Source organism: Salinicola halimionae (assembly GCF_003206065.1).
GTDB classification, from domain to species: domain Bacteria; phylum Pseudomonadota; class Gammaproteobacteria; order Pseudomonadales; family Halomonadaceae; genus Salinicola; species Salinicola halimionae.
On the sequence record NZ_PZJQ01000002.1, the window covers coordinates 856,881 to 876,808 of the forward strand.

Annotated in this window: 19 protein-coding genes; 3 read left to right on the forward strand and 16 right to left on the reverse strand. The window is 62.4% G+C overall.

All coding sequences use genetic code 11. The features are described from left to right. Nucleotides 1-29: 29 nt before the first annotated feature. Nucleotides 30-944, reverse strand: coding sequence for a nuclease-related domain-containing protein (locus DOM27_RS04475; RefSeq protein ID WP_245392580.1), 915 nt, complete (start codon nt 942-944; stop codon nt 30-32). Nucleotides 945-1,235: 291 nt separating this feature from the next. Here DOM27_RS04475 and DOM27_RS04480 point away from each other — a divergent pair, with 291 nt between their 5' ends. Beyond that, nucleotides 1,236-2,129 (forward strand): NAD-dependent protein deacetylase, encoded by an 894-nt coding sequence (locus DOM27_RS04480; protein WP_110654947.1) that lies wholly within the window; start codon nt 1,236-1,238, stop codon nt 2,127-2,129. Between the two features lie 36 nt (nt 2,130-2,165). On the opposite strand, the gene DOM27_RS04485 is transcribed toward DOM27_RS04480, so the two are convergent. From DOM27_RS04485 to DOM27_RS04505, 5 genes are all read right to left on the reverse strand, one after another. Continuing rightward, nucleotides 2,166-3,158: an aldo/keto reductase gene (locus tag DOM27_RS04485; RefSeq protein WP_110654813.1), complete on the reverse strand. Its 993-nt coding sequence runs from the start codon at nt 3,156-3,158 to the stop codon at nt 2,166-2,168. Between the two features lie 135 nt (nt 3,159-3,293). Continuing rightward, nucleotides 3,294-3,713 carry a YbaY family lipoprotein gene (locus DOM27_RS04490; protein ID WP_157956715.1) on the reverse strand — a complete coding sequence of 140 codons (420 nt, stop codon included), beginning with the start codon at nt 3,711-3,713 and terminating at the stop codon, nt 3,294-3,296. Nucleotides 3,714-3,867: 154 nt separating this feature from the next. Then, complete coding sequence (locus DOM27_RS04495) at nt 3,868-4,242, reverse strand: translation initiation factor Sui1 (protein WP_110654815.1); 375 nt, start codon at nt 4,240-4,242, stop codon at nt 3,868-3,870. 238 nt (nt 4,243-4,480) lie between these two features. After that, nucleotides 4,481-5,161 carry an HAD family hydrolase gene (locus DOM27_RS04500; RefSeq protein ID WP_110654816.1) on the reverse strand — a complete coding sequence of 227 codons (681 nt, stop codon included), beginning with the start codon at nt 5,159-5,161 and terminating at the stop codon, nt 4,481-4,483. Between the two features lie 347 nt (nt 5,162-5,508). Next, nucleotides 5,509-6,495, reverse strand: a complete 987-nt coding sequence (locus DOM27_RS04505; RefSeq protein ID WP_110654817.1) for a 2-hydroxyacid dehydrogenase — start codon at nt 6,493-6,495, stop codon at nt 5,509-5,511. Between the two features lie 263 nt (nt 6,496-6,758). Between DOM27_RS04505 and DOM27_RS04510 the strand changes: the two genes are divergently transcribed. Next, the gene (locus tag DOM27_RS04510; RefSeq protein WP_110654818.1) at nt 6,759-8,009 is read left to right on the forward strand and encodes an NAD(P)/FAD-dependent oxidoreductase; all 1,251 of its coding nucleotides are present in this window, start codon (nt 6,759-6,761) and stop codon (nt 8,007-8,009) included. A 34-nt stretch (nt 8,010-8,043) separates the two neighbouring features. On the opposite strand, the gene msrQ is transcribed toward DOM27_RS04510, so the two are convergent. From msrQ to DOM27_RS04525, 3 genes are all read right to left on the reverse strand, one after another. After that, the gene (gene msrQ / locus DOM27_RS04515) at nt 8,044-8,682 is read right to left on the reverse strand and encodes a protein-methionine-sulfoxide reductase heme-binding subunit MsrQ (RefSeq protein WP_110654819.1); all 639 of its coding nucleotides are present in this window, start codon (nt 8,680-8,682) and stop codon (nt 8,044-8,046) included. Then, nucleotides 8,682-9,701, reverse strand: coding sequence for a protein-methionine-sulfoxide reductase catalytic subunit MsrP (msrP, locus tag DOM27_RS04520; protein WP_110654820.1), 1,020 nt, complete (start codon nt 9,699-9,701; stop codon nt 8,682-8,684). The genes msrQ and msrP overlap by 1 nt, the downstream gene beginning before the upstream one ends. Nucleotides 9,702-9,873: 172 nt before the next feature. Then, entirely contained in the window at nt 9,874-11,253 is a 1,380-nt protein-coding gene (locus DOM27_RS04525) for an SLC13 family permease (RefSeq protein WP_110654821.1), read from the reverse strand. Nucleotides 11,254-11,374: 121 nt separating this feature from the next. Here DOM27_RS04525 and DOM27_RS04530 point away from each other — a divergent pair, with 121 nt between their 5' ends. Beyond that, nucleotides 11,375-12,190 carry a sugar phosphate isomerase/epimerase family protein gene (locus DOM27_RS04530; protein WP_110654822.1) on the forward strand — a complete coding sequence of 272 codons (816 nt, stop codon included), beginning with the start codon at nt 11,375-11,377 and terminating at the stop codon, nt 12,188-12,190. Nucleotides 12,191-12,205: 15 nt separating this feature from the next. On the opposite strand, the gene DOM27_RS04535 is transcribed toward DOM27_RS04530, so the two are convergent. From DOM27_RS04535 to DOM27_RS04565, 7 genes are all read right to left on the reverse strand, one after another. Then, nucleotides 12,206-13,147 carry an AEC family transporter gene (locus DOM27_RS04535; RefSeq protein ID WP_110654823.1) on the reverse strand — a complete coding sequence of 314 codons (942 nt, stop codon included), beginning with the start codon at nt 13,145-13,147 and terminating at the stop codon, nt 12,206-12,208. 117 nt (nt 13,148-13,264) lie between these two features. Further along, nucleotides 13,265-14,764 carry a sodium:solute symporter family protein gene (locus DOM27_RS04540; protein ID WP_110654824.1) on the reverse strand — a complete coding sequence of 500 codons (1,500 nt, stop codon included), beginning with the start codon at nt 14,762-14,764 and terminating at the stop codon, nt 13,265-13,267. Nucleotides 14,765-14,766: 2 nt separating this feature from the next. Next, nucleotides 14,767-15,003: a hypothetical protein gene (locus DOM27_RS04545; RefSeq protein ID WP_110654825.1), complete on the reverse strand. Its 237-nt coding sequence runs from the start codon at nt 15,001-15,003 to the stop codon at nt 14,767-14,769. A gap of 225 nt (nt 15,004-15,228) precedes the next feature. Beyond that, nucleotides 15,229-16,530 (reverse strand): shikimate transporter, encoded by a 1,302-nt coding sequence (gene shiA, locus DOM27_RS04550; RefSeq protein WP_110654826.1) that lies wholly within the window; start codon nt 16,528-16,530, stop codon nt 15,229-15,231. A gap of 177 nt (nt 16,531-16,707) precedes the next feature. Beyond that, nucleotides 16,708-17,775, reverse strand: a complete 1,068-nt coding sequence (locus tag DOM27_RS04555) for an ABC transporter substrate-binding protein (RefSeq protein ID WP_110654827.1) — start codon at nt 17,773-17,775, stop codon at nt 16,708-16,710. After that, nucleotides 17,772-19,196 (reverse strand): sensor histidine kinase, encoded by a 1,425-nt coding sequence (locus DOM27_RS04560; RefSeq protein WP_110654828.1) that lies wholly within the window; start codon nt 19,194-19,196, stop codon nt 17,772-17,774. Before DOM27_RS04560 ends, DOM27_RS04555 begins: the two co-directional genes overlap by 4 nt. Next, entirely contained in the window at nt 19,193-19,885 is a 693-nt protein-coding gene (locus DOM27_RS04565) for a response regulator (RefSeq protein ID WP_110644035.1), read from the reverse strand. Before DOM27_RS04565 ends, DOM27_RS04560 begins: the two co-directional genes overlap by 4 nt. Nucleotides 19,886-19,928 lie beyond the last annotated feature (43 nt).

A 19,928-nucleotide genomic window follows, 5' to 3' on the forward strand; every position in this document is an offset into this window, starting at 1 on the left:
ACAGTACAAGAGACTGGCGAGGCGGCGACTCAACGGATCGGCGGCTTGCTCTCGAGACGCTGATAACGCGCATTCAGCGTATCCACCAGATGCTGGCGCTGAGTGTCGTTGATGACTTCACCTTCGGTGATACCCAGCTGCTTGGCGAGATCGATTCCGTCGACCACACGGACATCGCGATTCTCGCCGAGATGTTGAGTCTCATCATCGATGACCCAGCCCGGTAGTACCAGAATACCGCTCACCGGCACGTTCAAGTTGGCGTGTCGGGTCAGCCAGTGGCGTAGCCACACCGTCGAAAGGCGCACCTTGCGGAGTACCGTACGTTCGTTCCAGCCGCGAAAGCGAAGGCGTTCGCTCTCCACCGAAACGGTATTGATGGCGCGGCCTTCGAGATCGAGCGGGAACTCGCGCGCCACGGTCTGAATCACGAAAATCCCCTGCGGCGTCACCAGCACGTTATCGATGCTGTAGGAGTCGGCGGGGAAATCATGGAAGACGAAGTAGGGCTTGGCCAGCGGGCGAATCAGATGGTCAAGCGTTTGGCCGACCGCCAGCTCGCAGGCGAGACTGCGCGTCAGGCGACGCACCCGCTGCACATCGCGCAGAATCAGAAAGCAGAACAGCATTGCCAGCAGGGTACTGACGACGCCATATAACGACCACTCCAGCCAGCTCTGCTCTTCGGCGAACAGCATCCGGCCCATTCCATAGACGATGGGCATCAAGGTCAGTGTCGGCGCCAGCGTGGCATCGAGAAAGAACACCATGCGCGCCTTTTCCAGGCGATCGCGGTGGGCCTGGGCGATCTCACGAATCGGCTCGCCGTCATGCGGCGAGCGCAGGCCCACGGTCTGTACGTCGCGCAAGGTGATCGCGACCATGGCCGCGGCCCCGAGAGGCGCGAGAAAAATCAGCGGCAGCACATACTCCAACCAGGCCATGAGCGATTGTCCTTGCAGTGGCGTGGGCGGGAAGAGGCCTATTCTAGCCGAGGTCCGGCCTCGTCTGCGATGTTGTCGCGTCAGCAATATCTCAACACCCATGATTGGCGTATTTCGAGATAACTGTTTCCGGCAACGGCCTCGGGGTCATGGCTTGGGAGTGATCGATTCGGGATGATCGCTAAGTGATGACCGTGAACGCCACACTTACGACAAGATGAGATGGCCCTCGTGCTACGGTGACTTCTGAAACGTCTTTTCGATGGGAAATGTCTTGCGATGAAAAACGCCATGTTCGATGAGGCTGATCACGACGTTGATGCGCTGGTCGAGTTCGTCTTGCGTCACCCGCGGTTGTTCGTGCTGACCGGCGCGGGCGTCAGTACCGACTGCGGTATCCCGGACTATCGCGATGCACGAGGTGACTGGAAGCGCCCGCCCCCGGTCAGCCATCAAGCATTCATGGGCAGTCATGGTGTGCGGCAACGCTATTGGGCGCGCAGTCTCGTAGGGTTTCGTGCGTTGGCAGCTGCGCACCCGGGCGAGGCCCATGCCGCCCTGGCAACGCTCGAGCGCCAGTGCCGGATCACCTCGCTGGTGACACAGAACGTCGACGGCCTGCATCAGAAAGCCGGTTCCCGACGTGTCATCGACCTGCACGGTCAGGCCGACATGGTGAAGTGCATGAACTGTGGCGCGACTCGGATGCGCCACGCGCTGCATGACGAACTGGCGCAACGCAATCCCGAGTGGCTGTCGCTGAGCGCGGAAGTCGGGCCGGACGGGGACGCTGATCTCGACGGCTACGATTTTTCCACATTCGAGGTGCCGGGCTGTCATCGCTGTCATGTCGGCATTCTCAAGCCGGACGTGGTGTTCTTCGGCGATAACGTGCCCAAGCCTCGTGTCGAGCAGGCTTTCAGCGCGCTCGAGGAAGCGGCGGGAATGCTGGTGATCGGATCATCCTTGATGGTCTATTCCGGTTTCCGCTTCGCCCGTCGGGCCGCGAAGTCGGGTAAGCCCATGGCTTGTCTCAATCTGGGGGCTACGCGAGCCGACGACCTGTTCGATCTCAAGCTCACGGCATCGATCGGTCCGACGTTGACGGCGCTGGTCGATGAGTTGGGGCCATGGCAACGGGGAGACGCACCGAAACGACAGAACCCGGCATCGGCCGGGTCCTGACAGGGATGCGACGTCGAGGTCACTGACGCCTGGTGATCATTTACGCGTCGGTGGTGCCATGAATTCGGGGCCGACCGGATCCTTGACGTGCTGGCTCAGGATAGTGTCGATGTCGGCCATGTCCTCATCGCTCAGCTTCCAGCCGGTGATGTCGCCCAGCGGCTCGACCTGCTCCGGCTTGCGCGCGCCCCACAGTGCAACGATGTTGGGGGATCGATCCAGGATCCAGCGCACGGCGAGTGCCAGCACGCCCTTGTCGTGACGAGTTCGCGCCAGTTCGGTCAGCGCATCGACGGCCGCCAGATACTGAGCGAAGCGCGGCGACTGGAACTTGGGATCCTTGTTGCGCAGATCGTCGCCGTTGAACGCATAGCCTTCATGCATCTTGCCGGTGAGCAGACCGCGACACAGTGCGCCGTAGGTCAGCAGCGTCAGATCGTTGTTCTCGGTATAGGGCAGGATCTCACCGTCGATATCGCGCTCGAAAAGGTTGTAAGGCGGCTGCAGCGTGTGAAGCGGGGCCGACTTGCGAAACGTCTCGCACTGCTCCGGGGAGAAGTTGCTCACCCCGATCGCCCGGATCTTGCCTGCACGATGGAAACGCGCCATCGCTTCGGCGGTCTCCTCAATATCGACCAACGGATCCGGCCAGTGAATCTGGTAGAGATCGATATGATCGGTGTTCAGCCGACGCAGCGAGTCGTCGAGCTCCTTCTCCAGGCGCTTTGCCGTGGCATTGCGTGCCACGGTTGCGTCGTCGTACCACTCGAGCCCCGCCTTGGTCGCTAGCACCAGCTTGTCACGCTGATCCGACTGCGCGACCGCCTTGCCGACGACCTCTTCCGAATGGCCGAATCCGTAGGCCGGTGCGGTATCGATCAAGTTGACGCCCTGATCGATGGCAGCGTGAATGGTGCGAATGGCGTTGGGATCGTCGGTGCCACCCCATTGGCGGCCGCCCATGGCCCAGGTGCCAAGGCCAATGCGCGAAGTGACGATATCGGTACCGGGTAATGTCAGTGTTTCCATCCTTCCCTCCATGGTGATGAATCGGGCCCCTACAGGGTGGATCGATAGCCTGCTTCCGGCAAGCCGACCTTTGGTGAGTCAAAGCTTATTCTGACGCGCCGTACCTCCGCGAGAGGGAATTCGAGGCATCAGACTTCAGCGAGACGGCGCCGCACCGGTGGTGGTAACCGGAATATCCGGCTCGGCGGCATCATTGTCGCTAAATACCGATACAGGGTCTGGATTGAGATAGAGAATGCGATCGTCGTCGCGGATCTGGGCGCTGAGACGATAGAGATCGTCGCGATTGATCGCTTCAGAGGCATATTGCAACGTGATCGGAATGGGCAGTCGACCGAGCTGCTCGTAGCGGCTGCTGGCCAATACATCGCCGGTAGAGATGTCCTTCAACTGGACCTCGAGTACCGCCGACTGGGGCAAAGTCACCGGTTTTTCGGAGGTCACTCGGGCGGCGAGCGTCTCGAACTGGGGGCCGCCAGCGCAGCCGGTTAGTGCTACCAGTGCCAGCAGCGTAGTGATGACGATAGTCGATCGCAGTGCATTGAGCGAAAACATCGAGATCCTTATGGAAGGCAGAGAGGGGAAACGGCAGGAGTGTGACAGGCGCCGGCGTCGGAAATTCCCGCTGCCGTGGGTAATGGCCACGATGGGGTTGGCTATGGTCATGATGGCGTTGGCTAGCTAGGCGACATCCATGGCGGGCAGCGGATCAGCCGCCCGCCAGCTTGACCTTGAAACCTCGGGACTCAAGTTCCCGCTTGAGCACATCGCGGTGATCGCCTTGGATCTCGATCACGCCTTCCTTGAGTGCGCCGCCCGTGCCGCAGCGTTTTTTCAGCATCTTGGCCAGCGCTTTGAGCTCGTCGCCGGGAAGCGGAATGCCCTCAATCGTGGTCACACCCTTGCCCTTGCGGCCGCTGGTTTCACGGCGGATACGTATGATTCCGTCGAGAGCGGCGATCCGCTCGGCTTCCTCGCGATCTCGACATTCGCACTCGGCCACGGGCTGGCGACAGTGGGGGCAGGTTTCTCCATGCTCGGTGGAGTACACCAGGCCACGTAGCTGATCCTGTAACGAAGGCATGACAGCTCCGAATCAAGAGTGAAGGGCGCATGATAACGCGGTCGATCGTATGAGCACGACCGCTAGCACGGCAATCGCATCGGCTGGCTTGTACGAATCATTGATGATGCACGGAGGACATCGAGAGTCCACGCAATTCGTTCCCCCGAAACGCCCGCGGCCCGAGCGGTTGGCTCGGGCCGCGATGACTCTTGTCGGGCTATAAAGTGCCGCGAACCTCAGTCAGTTCGAAAGACGACTAAAAATTACCGACGGCAAGCGAGGGGATGAGCTTGTCGATCACGCCGGGCAACTCGCGCATGTCGCGGATGCCGATAGCGCCGGCAGGAGTGGGTTCGTGATCGGCGAAGCGATTGATATGCACGACCCGCATGCCCGCCGCCAGCGCCGCGCGGACGCCGACCTGAGCATCGTCGATCACGATGCAATCGGCCGGATCGAAGCCCATGTCGCGTCCGGCATGAAGGAACAGGCCCGGCGCCGGTTTCCAGCTACCCACGGTATAGGCGCTGTAGATATGGTCGCCGAAGAAGCCGCGCAGGCCGGTGCTGTCCAGCGCGCGACGAATCTTGGCTTCGGGGCCATTGGAGGCGACACAGCGCGGCAGTGAACCCAGGGCATCCAGCGCTTCCGATACCCCGGCGATCGGTTCGAGCTCGTCCAGCATGCGCTCGTGCATCTCTTGACGCATTGCCGTCTCGATATGCTGACGGACGGGGTCGTCGAGTTGACCATGCACGCGCTCCAGATGAGAAACGATGCTGGCAAATCGCGCGCCGCGGAAATCCGTCATGTAATCATTGGCCTGAAAGGGCAGGCCGGCCTGATTCAAATACTTCGCCATGACTTCGGCTAGCAGAGGTTCACTGTCGACCAGAGTACCGTCGCAGTCGAATAGCAGGCAGAGGGGATCGGGCATGATGGGCCGCCTCGAGGGCGTTGTCAGTGGATAAGAACGCGGGCCGCTGCTGAGTCGGTTTACCGCTGAATGACTCCAGTCCTGTCGTTATCGGCACCGCAATCGAAAGATAAAGGATTACGGAACACTGTTTTCAATCTAATTATCCAACTTTAGTCGCCCCGGCGTCGATTGACAAGCCGGAGCGAGGGTATCCCCATAAATTGCACACTTTATGAGCGCTCGATTTCAGCCCGCGTCCGGGCCGAAAGTCTGAGGCAGATAGAGAAATTCGAATGGACGGGAAACGGGCATCAGAGCGAGGCCGGCGATCCACCTGCCGATCGCCTGCCTCGAGTAGCCTGTGGTCAGGCGAAGCGACCCTTCCAGGCCTCCTCGTTGAACGGGCTGAGCGGACGCTTGCCATCCAGCGCCAGCAGAATGTTGTCCACTGCGCGTTGAGCCATGGCGGTGCGGGTTTCATGGGTAGCGGAGCCGATATGTGGCAGCGCCACCACGTTGGGCATCTTCGGCAGCGGCGAGTCTGCCTGCAGCGGTTCCTGTTCGAACACGTCGAGACCGGCGCCGCGAATCTGGCCGCTCTCGAGCGCTTTGATCATGGCCTGTTCGTCGACCACCTGGCCGCGCGAGATATTGATGAAAATGGCACTGTCTCGCATCAGCTCGAACTCGCGGGCGCCGATCAGCTGACGAGTCTCCGGCGTCAGCGGCACGATGGCGCAGACGAAGTCGGAGGTCTCGAGCAGCTCGTCCAGTTCGCAGTGGCGAGCGCCCAATTCCGCTTCCAGCTCGGGTTTGGGCGAGGCCTTGGCGTAAAGAATCTTCATGCCGAAACCGAGCGCCCCACGACGTGCCACTGCCTGGCCGATACGTCCGAATCCGACCATGCCCAGCGTCTTGCCATGCACATCGCTGCCGAACTGATCAGGTCCGATGCTGGACTTCCAGTCGCCGCGCTTGACGTACTCGGCCAGCTCGACCACTCGCCGGGCGCTCGCCATGATCAACGAAAAGCCGGTGTCGGCGGTGGTCTCGGTGAGTACGTCCGGCGTGTTGCAGAGCAGAATGCCGCGCTTCGTCAGTTCATTCACCGGGTAGTTGTCCACCCCGACCGAAATACTGGCGACCGCTTCCAGGTTGGGCGCCGCATCGAGCAATTCCGGGGTCAGATTGACGCCTGCGCCAATCAGTCCGTGGGCTTGGCCCAATGCTTCGCGAAATGCCGGATCGTCGGGTGACTCCAGCTTGGCGAAGTAGTCGACATGGAACTGGCTGCGGAGCTGGTCGAGTTGCTGGTCGTTAAGGCGACGGTACGCCAGGATGCGCTTGCTCATGAAAGACTCTCCGGCTGAAAGAGGCGGAATACCCGCGGGAGAAGATGTCATCGCCCGCGAAACGAGGGACGCACGAGCTTACCGACAAACCCGGGCGCTTGATGCAATGCTTCGACGAAAGTCTAGTTCGCCGAAACCCGACAGGCGAAACCCCGTGACGGCTCCGCTCGCCCCGGAGTGAGGTTGCGGCAGGTGTTATGGCTGCTGTCGTGAGCGGAACGTTGTAATGTGGCAGGGGTACTCCTGATGATCGAGGCAAGGTGATGCAAGCGGACGTTCTGGTGCTCGGGGCCGGCATGATTGGTGTATCGACGGCACTACAGTTGCAGCGGCGTGGTAAACAGGTCGCGCTGATCGATCGGCGAGCGCCGGGCGAAGAGACTTCCTACGGCAATGCCGGGCTCATTCAACGTGAGGCCGTCGAACCCTATCCGTTCCCGCACGACAGCCGCATGATCTTCAAGGTCATGCGCAAGGGTGGCATCGACGTCAATTATCACTCGCTGGCGCTGCCGACCCTGGCATCCCCGCTGGCGCAGTACTGGTGGTGGTCATCCCCGTCGCGCTACGCCCGCGTGGCACGGGAGTACAGCCGGCTGATCGAGCACTGCCTGAGCGAGCACGAAAGTCTGATGCAGGAGTCCGACACCGAAGCGCTGGTTCGCCGGACCGGTTGGCGCACGGCGTTTCGCACGCCGGCCGCCATGGCCTCCGGTATTGCCCATGCGGAGAGGCTACAGCAGGAATATGGCGTCGAGCACACGATCGTTGACGGTGCTGAACTCAGCCGGCTGGAACCGGGCCTCCGACGCGAGATGGCCGGCGCGGTGCATTGGACGCAACCCTGGTCGGTGCGCGATCCCGGCGCGTTGGTGGCCGGATACGCCGAACTCTTCCAGCAGCGAGGCGGCCATTTCGTCAGCGGCGACGCGACGACCCTGTCAGCAACGACACTGTCGCGGCAGGGCAACGGTTGGCGCGTCACCACCCAGGAAGGGACTATCGATGCCGAACAGGCGGTGATCGCACTTGGCCCCTGGTCGGACACGCTGACGCGGCGACTGGGCTACCGCCTGCCGCTGTTCGTCAAGCGCGGCTACCACCGCCATTACGTCATGGAAAAACCGCTCAGCATGGCAATGCTGGACGCCGAGAACGGCATCATGCTGGCGCCGATGAACCGCGGTTTGAGGATTACGACCGGGGCTGAATTCGCACGTCTCGATGCGCGTGCCACGCCGCTGCAATCGGGCAAGGCCGAGGTCGCGGCGCGCCAGATACTCGATCTGGGTGAGTCGGTCGAAACGTCATCGTGGCTGGGTGCGCGGCCCTGCACCAGCGACATGAAACCGGTCATCGGGCCGGCGCCCAAGCATCCGGGACTGTGGCTGCATTTCGGTCATGCCCATCAGGGCTTTACCCTGGGTCCGGCTTCAGGGCGCCTGCTGGCGGAGATGATCTGCGGTGAGACGCCGTATATCGATCCTGCGCCCTATGCCGCGACGCGGTTCTGAACGCGAGATTTCGGAGAGATTCTCGGTGAGCGTCTCAGGCATGAGCCCGCTTGGACCGCTTGGCGAGTTGGCGGGCTTTCGGCAGCTGTCTGGCGATGGGCGGAATGCGCAGAATCATCAGCAGCGCGCCGACGGCGGCGTAGAGAACCCACTGTTCCATGTCGGCGCGCACGACCCAGAGGAAGTGCAACAACCCCAGCCCGAGCACCAGGTAGACGATCTTGTGCAGGGGCTTCCAGCGTTTGCCCAGCTTGCGCATGGACCACTTGTTGGAAGTCACCCCCATGATGACGAGCCCGAGCAGTGCCAGCATGCCGACGATGATATAGGGGCGGCGCACGATCTCGCTGCCTAGCCGGGACAGATCCAGTCCGAGGATGAAGACGGCGTAGCAGAACAGGTGCGCCACGGCGTAGGCTAGCGTCCACAGGCCGAGCTGGCGCCGGATCAGCGTGAAGCCTTTCCAGCGCGTCAGCTTGGTCAGCGGCGTCAGGCTGAGCGTCAGCAGCAGCATCCACAGGATACCCTGACCGATATTGAGCAAAAGATATTTCCCCGGCTCCGGGCCGGCGGCGTTGATTGCCACCTGATAGCCCCAGTAGACCAGCGGCACCAGCGCAGCGAAGAACACCGCGATGCGCCACAGCGTGAACGTGTAGCGGGGCATCGGCATTAGAAATTCTTCCTCAAATCCATGCCCTGATAGAGGCTCGCGACCTCGTCGGCGTAGCCGTTGAACATCCGCGTATCGATGATGTTGGGATTGAACAGGCTGTTGGGCAGCCGACGTTCGGTGGCCTGGCTCCAGCGCGGATGATCGACCTCGGGATTCACGTTGGCGTAGAAGCCATATTCGTCCGGGGCGATCGCTTGCCACGAGTTGACCGGCTGTTCCTCGACCAGCGAGATGCGTACGATCGACTTGATGCTCTTGAAACCATACTTCCACGGTACGATCAGCCGGAAGGGGGCGCCGTTCTGATTGGGCAGCTCACGGCCATACATGCCGAGCCCAAGAATCGCCAGCGGATGCATGGCCTCATCCATGCGCAGGCCCTCGGTGTAGGGCCAGTCGATCAGCGCGAAAGAGGAGTCCTGCCCCGGCATCTGATCCGGCGCGACCAGCGTCTCGAACTTGACGTACTTGGCCTTCGACGTGGGTTCGGCACGTTTGATGATGTCACCCAGCGGAATCCCCAGCCATGGAATCACCATCGACCACGCCTCGACGCAGCGCAGCCGGTAGATGCGCTCCTGCAATCGAGAGGGCTTGGCGATATCCTCGAGGTCGAAGCGCCCGCCGTTGTTGACCTCGCCGTCGATCACCACGCTCCACGGCTGGGTCTTCAGCGAGTCGGCGTTGCGCGCCGGGTCGCCCTTTCCGGTGCCGAATTCGTAGAAGTTGTTGTAGTGGGTGGCGTCATCGAACGGCGTCAGCTTGTCCAGCTGACGATCGGCTGGAACCACGCTATCCCACTCGGCCTCTTTGAGCTTGGAGTCGAACCAGCCCGGCGGATTGCCGGCCGGCACGTCCTGATAATCGGAAGCGGCGGCCTGCACGCGACCGGCAAGCATCAACCCAGCGCTGAGGCCGGCCAGACCGCCCATGAAGCGACGACGCGAGAGATAAACCGATTCCGGGGTGACGTCCGATTCGCGCAGATCGCTGGTTTTGGCAATCTTGATCAACATGATGAGTCTCCAACCGCCAACAGTGGCATGTCGTGGATACGCGGGTAGCACGCCGGTGGATGCGCACTACCCCTGCGGTGCGTGCGAAGCATGCTATCGAGTCCCGTATGACGCTTAGTCTAGGTGATCTATTCCCGCAGCCGATATCAAATCGGCAAAGGCCTCGAGCGAATCAGATCACGCCCAGCCATCGCCACCAGACGAAATCCAGCGGCCACAGCAGCAGTATCGTGATGACTGCCAGCGGCAACGTGATACGCATGGCCTGGCGAATGGTCACGCCGGATGTGAGCAGGCCGATGATCAGCGGCGGCGACTGATAGGGAAATACCACGGTCGAGAAGCCGATGACCTGGGACATCACCACGGCGGAGGGTGACCATCCGGTAACGTCGGCCAATTGTGGCGCCAGCGGCATCATCACCGCGGGGACGCCGGGCAGCGTGACGAGCATGCCCAGCACCGTGGCGATCAGCGAAAGCCAGGCGAAGTTGCCGGCGGTGGCTTCCGGCGACAGCGGCAGCACGTCGAGAAGCCGGCCGGCGATGGCCTCGCCCAGTCCGCTCTCATGCGCCAGCGCGCCCAGGCTGACGATACCGGCCACATAGATGAACGGCTCGAGATTCATCTGCTGCAGCGGTCTGGCCGGCAGCAGGCCACTGCCGGGGAACAGGCAGGCGAGCGCAACCAGCATGCCGATCCAGGCCGGCGAGATGCCGTGCCAGGCGTCGGTCATCCACATCAACACGGCGAAGGCCAGCAGTGCGCCCATCAGGTTACCACCGCGCCCTAGCCGAGCAGACGTCTCGGCCGTGATCGGTGACGGCGCCGCGGCACGGAACTGCCACAGAATCAGCCCCATGATCAGTACCCACTTGAGCAGCCCCAGCACGGGAAAGTGCAGCAGCAGATATTCGCCATAGCTGGGCGAGAAGCCGAGCACCGCCTCGCTGGCCCCCATCAGCACATTGTTGGGTACGTTGGCCGGCAGGATGGTGAAGGTGGGCAGGAAACTGGACATGATACCGCTGAGCAGAACGCCGGTCCGGCCGGGGTTTTCGGGGCCATAGTCGAAACGATCGGCCAGTGTCAGCAGTATTGGCACCAGCAGCACGATCCGACCCATGGCCGACGGCATGAAGAACGAAGCGATCAACCCCAGCAGGCCCACGCCAATGACCGCCTGGGGATAACCCGAGGCGAGGTGAGGCCCGATCCTGGCGGCAACCCGCTCGCCCAGGCCGGTGTGATTGATCGCGGCGCCGATCACCATGCCCGAGAATACCAGCCAGGTTGCGGCGGATTCGAAGCCGGCGAATGCCGTCGAGGCCGGAGCGACCTTGGCCACGGTACAGAGCGTGAAAAAGATCAGCGCGGTCAGCCACTGCGGTAGCCAACCGGTGGCCCATAGACCAATGCACAGCACTACCACGATGCCGGCCTGCAATACCGAGCCATCGGCGGCACCCAGCAACAGCCAACCGAGAGCGCCCAGCAGGGAAAGCAGCGAGACTCCGTGACGCCAGGGTAAAGCGGTAAGCAAAGACGACATGACGACGGATCCGGAGACGAGCGAGGCGGCAGTATAGCAGTGCCTCGGTCGCGTCTTCGTCGTATCTCGGCCTATGGTATGAGTCACACGGAATAATGTCCTGCGGAAGAGAGATGATGCTATGCGAGCGATGGCGACGCTTTGCTTGAGTGGCGAACTGATGAACAAGCTCGAGGCGATCGCGCGGGCCGGATTCGATGGCGTGGAGATATTCGTCGACGATCTGCAGTCGAGTGGCCTGGCTCCGAGCGCCGTCGGTGAGCGCTGCCGCGAGCTCGACCTGACGGTCTTGGCGCTGCAGCCGTTTCGCGATGCCGAGGCGCTACCGCCCGTGCTGCATCGGAAGATGTTGGACGACGTCAAACACCACTTCGATACCTTGGCCGAACTCGGTGGGGACTTTCTGCTGGCCTGCAGCACGACGCGGGAAGACGCATCGAGCGATCCTCTACGTGCTGCCGGGACCCTGAACGATCTGGCGATGCTGGCCGCCGAGCGGAAGATGCGAGTGGGCTACGAGGCGTTGGCCTGGGGCCGCCACGTCTTCGATTATCGAGACGCCTGGCAGATCGTTCAGCAGGCCGATCATCCGGCGCTGAGCATCGTCCTCGACAGTTATCACATCCTGGCTCGCGAGCTCGAACTCGAAACGCTCGCGTCGATTCCCGGCGACAGGATCGGCCTGGTACAGCTGGCCGACTCGCCGTGGCCGCGCGGGCAAGACCTGCAAGCGCTGAGTCGCCATCGACGCGCGTTTCCCGGCGACGGCGAATTACCCCTTGAACGTTTTCTGATGGCGCTCGATCAGACCGGATATCAGGGGCCGCTGTCACTTGAGGTCTTCAGCGATGCGCTCGCGGTCATGCCGACGGGGATGGCTGCGCTTCAGGGCAAGCACGCGCTGGAGTCGCTGCTGGCATCGAAAAATAGAAAATAGAGAGTCTGGCGCGCCCTACATCAGCCACAGATGGCTCAACCAGATGCCCAGTGCCAAGGTCAGCGCAGAGAGGATCGTGGCCATCACCATCGCCGCCGTACCTAGCTCGCCGAATCCATAGCGCTGACCGAGCAGCGGGTACATCGAAAGCATCGGTGCACAGGCGAAAACGATGGCGGCGGTGGCGAACAACGGATCGAGACCCGGCATCAGCACTACCATCAGCAGCACGCAGAGCGGATGCAGGGTGAGCTTGGTGAGCGCGATTCGAGTCACGCGCTTGACCATGCCGCGCACTCGCAGGCCGCACAGCGTTCCGCCGATCACGAACAGCGCCACCGGCGATGACGAGGCGGCGAGCATCTCCAGCACCCGGGCAATAGGAGCCGGCGGATGCAGGTCCAGGGCAGCGAGCAGCGTGCCCACGGCGATGGCGATGATCAGTGGATGGCGAAGAATACGCAGTGCAACCGGTTTCACCGTCGCCCAAACGCCGCTCTGGGCCTGGCGGCCAAGCTCGGCAAGCACCAGTGCCGTGGGGATCACCAGTAGATTCTCGATCAGCATGTTGAGCGCCAGGGCGATGCCTGCCGTGGGGCCGACTACCAGCACCGCCACCGGATAGCCGATGAAGCCGCTATTGGAGGCCGAGGTGCCCAGGGCGTACATCGCCCGACGTTCCAGCGGCGCGTTGCCACGCAGCGTCACCAGACCGAAGGTGATGGCGAAGGCGAGCCCGGAACCCAGCCCGTAGACGAGCAGGTACGGCACATTGAAGACCTCGCCCAGCGGGCGTTCCAGCAGCGCCTGGATGACCAGGGCGGGTAGGGCGATATTGATGACGTATCGCCCCATGCCCTGGATGTGGGCCTTGTCGACGACACGCTTGAGCACGGCCAGATAGCCGATGCCCAGCAGGATGAAGATGGGAATGATGGCGCCAAGAATGGTATTCACGAAGCTCTGATCACTGCGAATTAGACTTATGCCTAATAGCATGAGCCCGGGACGGGCCACCGGCAAGTGGATTCACTCACGCGATGCCCGCCATAATCGATCAGCAGATGTTCAGGCTCAGCGTTGCCAGCCGATGACCTCCAGCGTTCGCTGCCGATGGGTTTCGGTCATCTGACTCATCAGGCTCCCGCCTACGCATATGACCAGATTCAGCAACAGTCCCCACAGGCCGCTGTAGACCCCCAGCGGGCGGAAACCAGCGAAGGTAAAGGCGGCGGCGAGCACGGTTCCTGCAAGCATGCCGATGAAGACGGCCTGTGTGTTGAGCCGGCTCCAGTAGAGACCGAGGATCAGCGCCGGCGCGGTCTGGATCAACACTTCGAACTTGAGCACGAAGATCTGATACAGCGTGCCTGGCGGATACCAGGCGATCAGTACCAGCACGATGACCGCAGCGACCCCGACCAGTTTACCCACCAGGATCTTGCGTGATTCCTCCGCGTTCGGCGCGATATATCTTCCGTAAAGGTCATTGGAGATGATTGACGAGAACGTCAGCAGCACCGAGTCGGCCGTCGACACGATGGCCGCGATCACGCCACCGAACAGCAGCACCATCGCCCAGTAGAAGAAGGCATTCTGATTGGCGAGGGCATTGGCCATCATTCCCACCAGCTGTTCGGATTCCGCGGTGGTCAGGTCGGGAAAGGCGGAGATGCCGATGATTCCGACCATGAACACCACGCCGGCGGTGAGAAACGGCATGTAGGCCATGCGGATAAAGGAACGCTTGAGCGTGCGCTCGCTGCGTGCCGCGAAAATTCGTTGGAAGGCATGCGGGTAGATCGCCGCCCCGATGCCGACCAGCACCAGCAGACAGAACCAGGTGGTGAGGCTTCCTCCTGTTGGTGCACCGAGCTTCTGCGGAGCCTCGGCGATCATCGTCTCGGCTGCCGTGGGTAGCCCGCCCAGGTAGATCAGCGAGCCGATCAGCAAGGTGAACACGCCGAACAGCAGTGCGATGCCCTGGATCGTGTCCGTATAGGCCACCGAGCGCATCCCGCCCAGCCAGCTATAGGCGACCATGATCACGATGAAGAACACCACGCCGACCTGATAGGGAATCGTGCCGCCGGTAAGACCGGACACGCCCTGGCCGATGGCGACGAACTGCTCGAGCAGATAGTTGCCGAGGCCATAGAGCATCAGGATCGCGGCCAGAATTGTGACCTTTTTCGAGCGGAAGCGCAGATCGATCCAGTCCACCGGTGTCAGCAGGTTGAAACGTCGGCCCAGTGCATAGAGCCGCGGCGCAAACAACAGATAGACCATGATGATCATGATGAAGAACGGCACCGATACCAGATATTGGTAGCCGAGGCGGTAGGCTGTCGGCGGATAGCCGACTACCGTGTTACCGCTGTACTGGGTGGCGAAAAAGGTGAAGAACAGCACCATGGCGCCGAGACCTCGGCCGCCCAGATAGTACTCGTCCAGACTCTCGCGAACGCCGCGATTGCGCAGAAAAGCGTAGACACCCACGGCAAGCATTAGACCGCCGTAGAGCATCAGCACCAGAATGCCGGACCACCCGCTGAAGGCCAGTTCCACTTCCATCGTCACAGCTCCTCGTCATCGTCAGCGTCGGTTTCCCACTGGGTCATCACCACCCAGGTGATGAAGATCGACAGCGCAAGCGAGGCGATCAGGATGATCAGCGCCCAGTACGGGATGCCAAAGAACAGCGGCGACCAGGAGCCGGCGGGGAAATACCAGGGATTGATCAGGGCAAAGAGAATGACGAAGCCGATCCAGACCAGGGGTTTCTTGACCGGTTCGCTGATTCTTTTCTTCATGAAGGCACCTCGATGGCGTGCGCAATGGCAGGGTGAATTCGGCGAAATAGAGCCGAAAATGGCCAGCGGCGGCGAGCGAGGGACTATAGCCATCCGTGGCGATGGATGGCCATTATCGTTTGGCAAAGCGGGGCTTCGTCTATGGCGAAGATGTGCGACATTGGTCGCAAATGTTGTTTGAACAGACCGTGCTGCCCGAGAAACGGACGATCGATCGCCTTACCGCTATCGTCTTCTCAGCATCCAGGCGGCGCCAACGGCAGAAATCAGGCAGCCGGCGGCGAGGTAGATGGCGACCGGGGTCCAGCTGCCGTCGTAAACATCCACCAGCGCGGCGGCGATGAACGGCGTGAATCCCCCGCCAATCACGCTGGCGACCTGATAGCCGACCCCGGCACCGCTGTAACGGTAGGCGGTGCCGAACAGCTCGGCGAAGATCGGCTGCTGCACGCTGACCACCATGTCGTGGGCGAGGTTGGCGAGCGCCACGGCAAAGATCACGATCCACACGATCGAACCGGCCTGCAGCGCCATGAAGAACGGAAAGGCGGCCAGCACGCCGACGATGGCGCCGGTGATGTAGACGCGCCGTCGCCCCAGCGTGTCGGCGAGCCAGGCGAACAGCGGGATGGTGACGCAGCTGATCGCGCCGACCAGCAGCCCGATGTGCAAGAACAGATCCCGTGAGAGATCGAGATAGCCGGTGGAGTAACTCAGCGCGAAGGTGGTCACGATATACATCGTGAACAGCTCGGCCAGGCGCATGGCGATGATGGTCCCGAAGGCGCCGGGATGGCGTTTGAGCGCCTCGATGATCGGCGCTCTCGATGGCTTCGGGTCATCCCGTTTGACCGCTTCGACGAATTCCGGCGACTCTTCGAGGCTAGAGCGAATCTTCAACGCGACCAGCACCAGTACCACGCTGAACAGGAACGGCAGGCGCCAGCCCCAGGCCGTGAAGTCGGCGTCGCTCAGCCAGTAGCTGAGCAATGAGACGCTACCGGTGGCCAGGATAAGGCCCACCCCGTAACCCACCTGCACGCCGCTCGAATAGAATGCGCGTCGGCCTTTGGGTGCGCTTTCCACGGCCATCAGTGCAGCGCCACCCCATTCGCCACCCACGGCAAAGCCCTGAATCGCCCGCAGCGTCACCAGCAGGATCGGCGCCCACACGCCGATCTGCGCATAGGTCGGCAGCAGGCCTATCAGCGCCGTCGCACCGCCCATCAGAATGACCGTCAGAATCAGCATGCGCTTGCGCCCGAGACGGTCGCCGAAGTGGCCAAACACGACGCCACCCAACGGCCGAAACAGGAAGCCGACGCCAAAGGTCGCCAGTGCGGCCAGCGTACCCGCCGCCGGGCTGACATTGGGGAAAAACTGCGAATTGAAGACCAGCGCGGCGACGATGCCGTAGAGCAGGAAGTCATACCAGTCGACGACAGCGCCTGCGAAGCTGCCAATGGCGGCACGCCGAGCCTGGCTCGTCGACGGGGGGGTGGCGGTGGTCGCTGTTGATACGCTCATCCGTAACTCTCGGTCGTCGTTGTCATGTCATCGAGGCGTTTTTATCGGGTGCTTGCATCGATGCGTTGGCGGCGCCGTATCTTACGCGATTGGGGGAAGAGACACAGGCTTGATCGAGGCGACGACAGTTGCTGACCTCGACATTTCTGATTCCGGTATCACAGACTTCGGCACTACTCATTCCGACAAGATTTGGATCTCCCGGTCCCAACGTCGTAAAAACGCCTGTCGGCGCAGTGAATCGACGAAGGCGAGCAGGGTGGCATTGATCGGAATCGGGTAGAGATGATCGCCGACCTGATCGCGTAATCGCTGGGCGGTGTAGGGGCCGATGACGTCGTCTCGCACGCTGAACAGCGGGGTCTGGCCGGCCAGAATATGCTGGCCGCGCTGGCTCAGCAGAAAGCGGACGAAGCGTCTGGCGGCCGCCGGGTGTGGCGCGTCGCGATGGACGAACGCCATGCGCATCAGCACCAGCGAGTAGTCGTTGGGCACCTGAACGATGATGTCGGGGTGGGTCTGCGCCCAGAGCAGCGCGTAGGAACCCAGCAGGTTGTAGCCGAGCCAGTAGCGGCCGTCGCTAAGCCCCTCCAGCATGCGCTGGGTGGTGGGTTCGAGCTGCACGTTGGCGGCGCCCATGGCAGCGATCAGGTCCCACATTCGTGGCGTGTAGCGGGCATCCTGCTGAAGCAGCGTGTAACCGACGCCACTGTCTCGTGGCGAGTAGCTCACCACACGGCCGTCGAGCCACTGTCGATAGTGGGTCAGTAGATCGAGCAGATCGCGGTGGGTTTCCGGTGGTGGCATGTGCGAGGCCAGTTCGAGGCGATAGGCGATCACCACCGGCTCGAAGGTGAAGCCGAATACCTCGTCGCGCCATTTGGCCCAAGCCGGCCATTGATCGACCTCCGGCGCCTCCAGCGGTTGGGCCAGGCCTTCGTTGCTGAGCGCCATCTGCCACGGCATGGCAGAACTGATCACCACGTCCGGCGGTTTTGCGTGATCTCGCGCGCGCTGGTCGACCTCCAGCGTCGAGCGATCGCGATAGTCGAGGTCGATCTGTGGATTCTCGGCCGCGAAAGCGGCCAGCATCGGATCGACGATCTGGCGGTCCAGCGCGGCTTCGATGATCAGCTTTTCGTCGGCTTGGGCAACGCCGATGGGGCCGCCAGGGCTCAGCCCCGGGGGCAACCAAAGGGATAGCCATAGAGCCAGAATCAGACCGACGTGCAGGCGTCGCCTCATGTTTCACTCTCCTCGAACGGCGCGCAGCGTGGCAGCGTCAGCGAAACCCTGAGCCCATGGGGATCTCGGAGAGAAACCGTCAGATGGCTGCCGTGACGGTCGGCAATGGAGTCGGCGATGGCCAGGCCGAGTCCGGAGCCGTGCGTGTCCTGGCGTTGGCCTCGCTCGAACGGCTGGGTCAGTCGCGCGAGCGACTCGGTATCGACTCCGGGTCCATTGTCCTCGATGGTCAGGATCACTCGTTCGGCGTCGCCGTCATGGTCATCGATGGTGAGCCCCAGCGTGATCTCGCTACCGGGCGGTGTGTAGCGGCAGGCGTTATCGATCAGGTTGTTGAGCAGTTCGTGTAGCGCCCAGCGTTCTCCTTCGACCCAGACGGGCGTGTCGACGTCGATGGCCAGGCCCAGATCGTGGTCGCGACTATCCTGACGATCGGCCCAGTCGATGGCGACTTCGCGCATCAATTGATCCAGCATCAGCGGCTGGCGCCCGTGTCCTGGCGCCAGATGTTGTAGCCGAGTGATACTCAGCATCTGCCCGGCCAGGCGGCTGGTGCGTTCGGCGCTGTCGTGAACGGTGGTCAATGCCTGATACCAGGCATCGGGATCCCGGCGGGTCAGCGCCAATTCGCTCGTGCTCTGGAGCCCAGCGAGTGGGGTCTTGAGCTGGTGCGAGGCGTCGGCGATGAAGCGCAGCAGCGCATCGCGATGATGACGCTGATCGGCAAACAGGCGGTTAAGCGTCTCGATCAGTTCCTGCATTTCCTGAGGGACGCCAAGCGTCAATGGGCTGATATCGTCAGCGCGACGATCGCGTAATGCCTGGCGCAGACGACGCAGCGGCGCCAGCATCGTGCGCATCGCGATCGCCACCAGTGCCGCTGTGATCAGGACCATCGCCGCGAAGCGAGTCGCGCTCTTGCGAAACAACTCCTGTGCCAGCAGATCGCGACCGCGACGCGTATGGCCCACCCACAGTTGCACCGGCTCCTGGGTATCCCAGCCGGCGGAATCCACCTCGCGGCCACTGAGACGAATCGGCCGGCCATCGTAGACGGCATCGAGATAGACCGGCTGATGGCGGGCCTGCTCCTGCATGGCGGCGGTGATGGGCAGATCGGCGTTCTGTGTAATCGAGACCCCGTTATCCGCCTGCAGCCAGTAGAACACCCGCTCCTGCCAGCGGGTAGCGAGGATCTGCAGCGCCGACGCCGGCATTTCCAGGGTCGGCTTCCCTTCCGGCCACTGCAGCGACTCGGCGATGGTCAGGCTGGCGGCCTCCAGTTGGCCGTCCATTGCGCGATCCGCCGCCTTGCGGGCGCTGGTGTAGGCCTCGATCAACAACAGCGTGCCGAGGCCGGCGACGATCACGATCAGCCAGAGCGTCAGACGGCGCTTGAGCGAGGTGCGCGATGAAATCACTCGTGCCGCGCCTCGTCGAACGTCTCCCGAGAGGCTTCGAGCCGATAGCCCAGCCCGCGCAGCGTGCGGATCGACAAGCCGGACCCCGCCAGACGTTTGCGCAGCCGGCTGACGTAGACGTCCAGGGCGTTGGCGCCCACCGCGTCGAAGCCGAACAGCCGGTTTTCCAGCGCCTCGCGCTGAACGATTCGCCCGGCATTGAGCATCAGCGCTTCCAGCAGGCTGAATTCCCGCCTTGGCAGGTCCAGCGAGGTGTCGTTCAACCAGGCGCTGGCCGAGCGGGTATCCAGCACCAGCGCACCGAAGCGCACGCTGTTATCGAGCCGCTGCTGGCTGCGACGCAGCAGGGCGCGAACCCGCGCTTCCAGCTCGGTGATCGAGAACGGCTTGGCGAGATAGTCGTCGGCGCCGAGGTCCAGCCCGCGCACGCGATCCTCGAGGGCGTCCCGTGCCGTCAAGATCATCACCGGCGTGGGGTCGGCGTGGGCACGTAGCCATTCCAGTACGCCGAGACCGCTGCCATCGGGCAGGCCGAGGTCGAGCAGGACCAGATCGAAGCGGCCTTGGCGCAGCGCCTGGATGGCATCGTCGACGCGAGCCAGGGCATCGACGGTGTAGCCGTGGCGGGTCATCGCCTGGGTCAGCGAGCGCGACAGCAGCGGGTCATCCTCGATAACGAGCAGGTGCATGGCGGTGTCTCGGCGTCATCGAGCTCTTGTCGTATGCGACTAA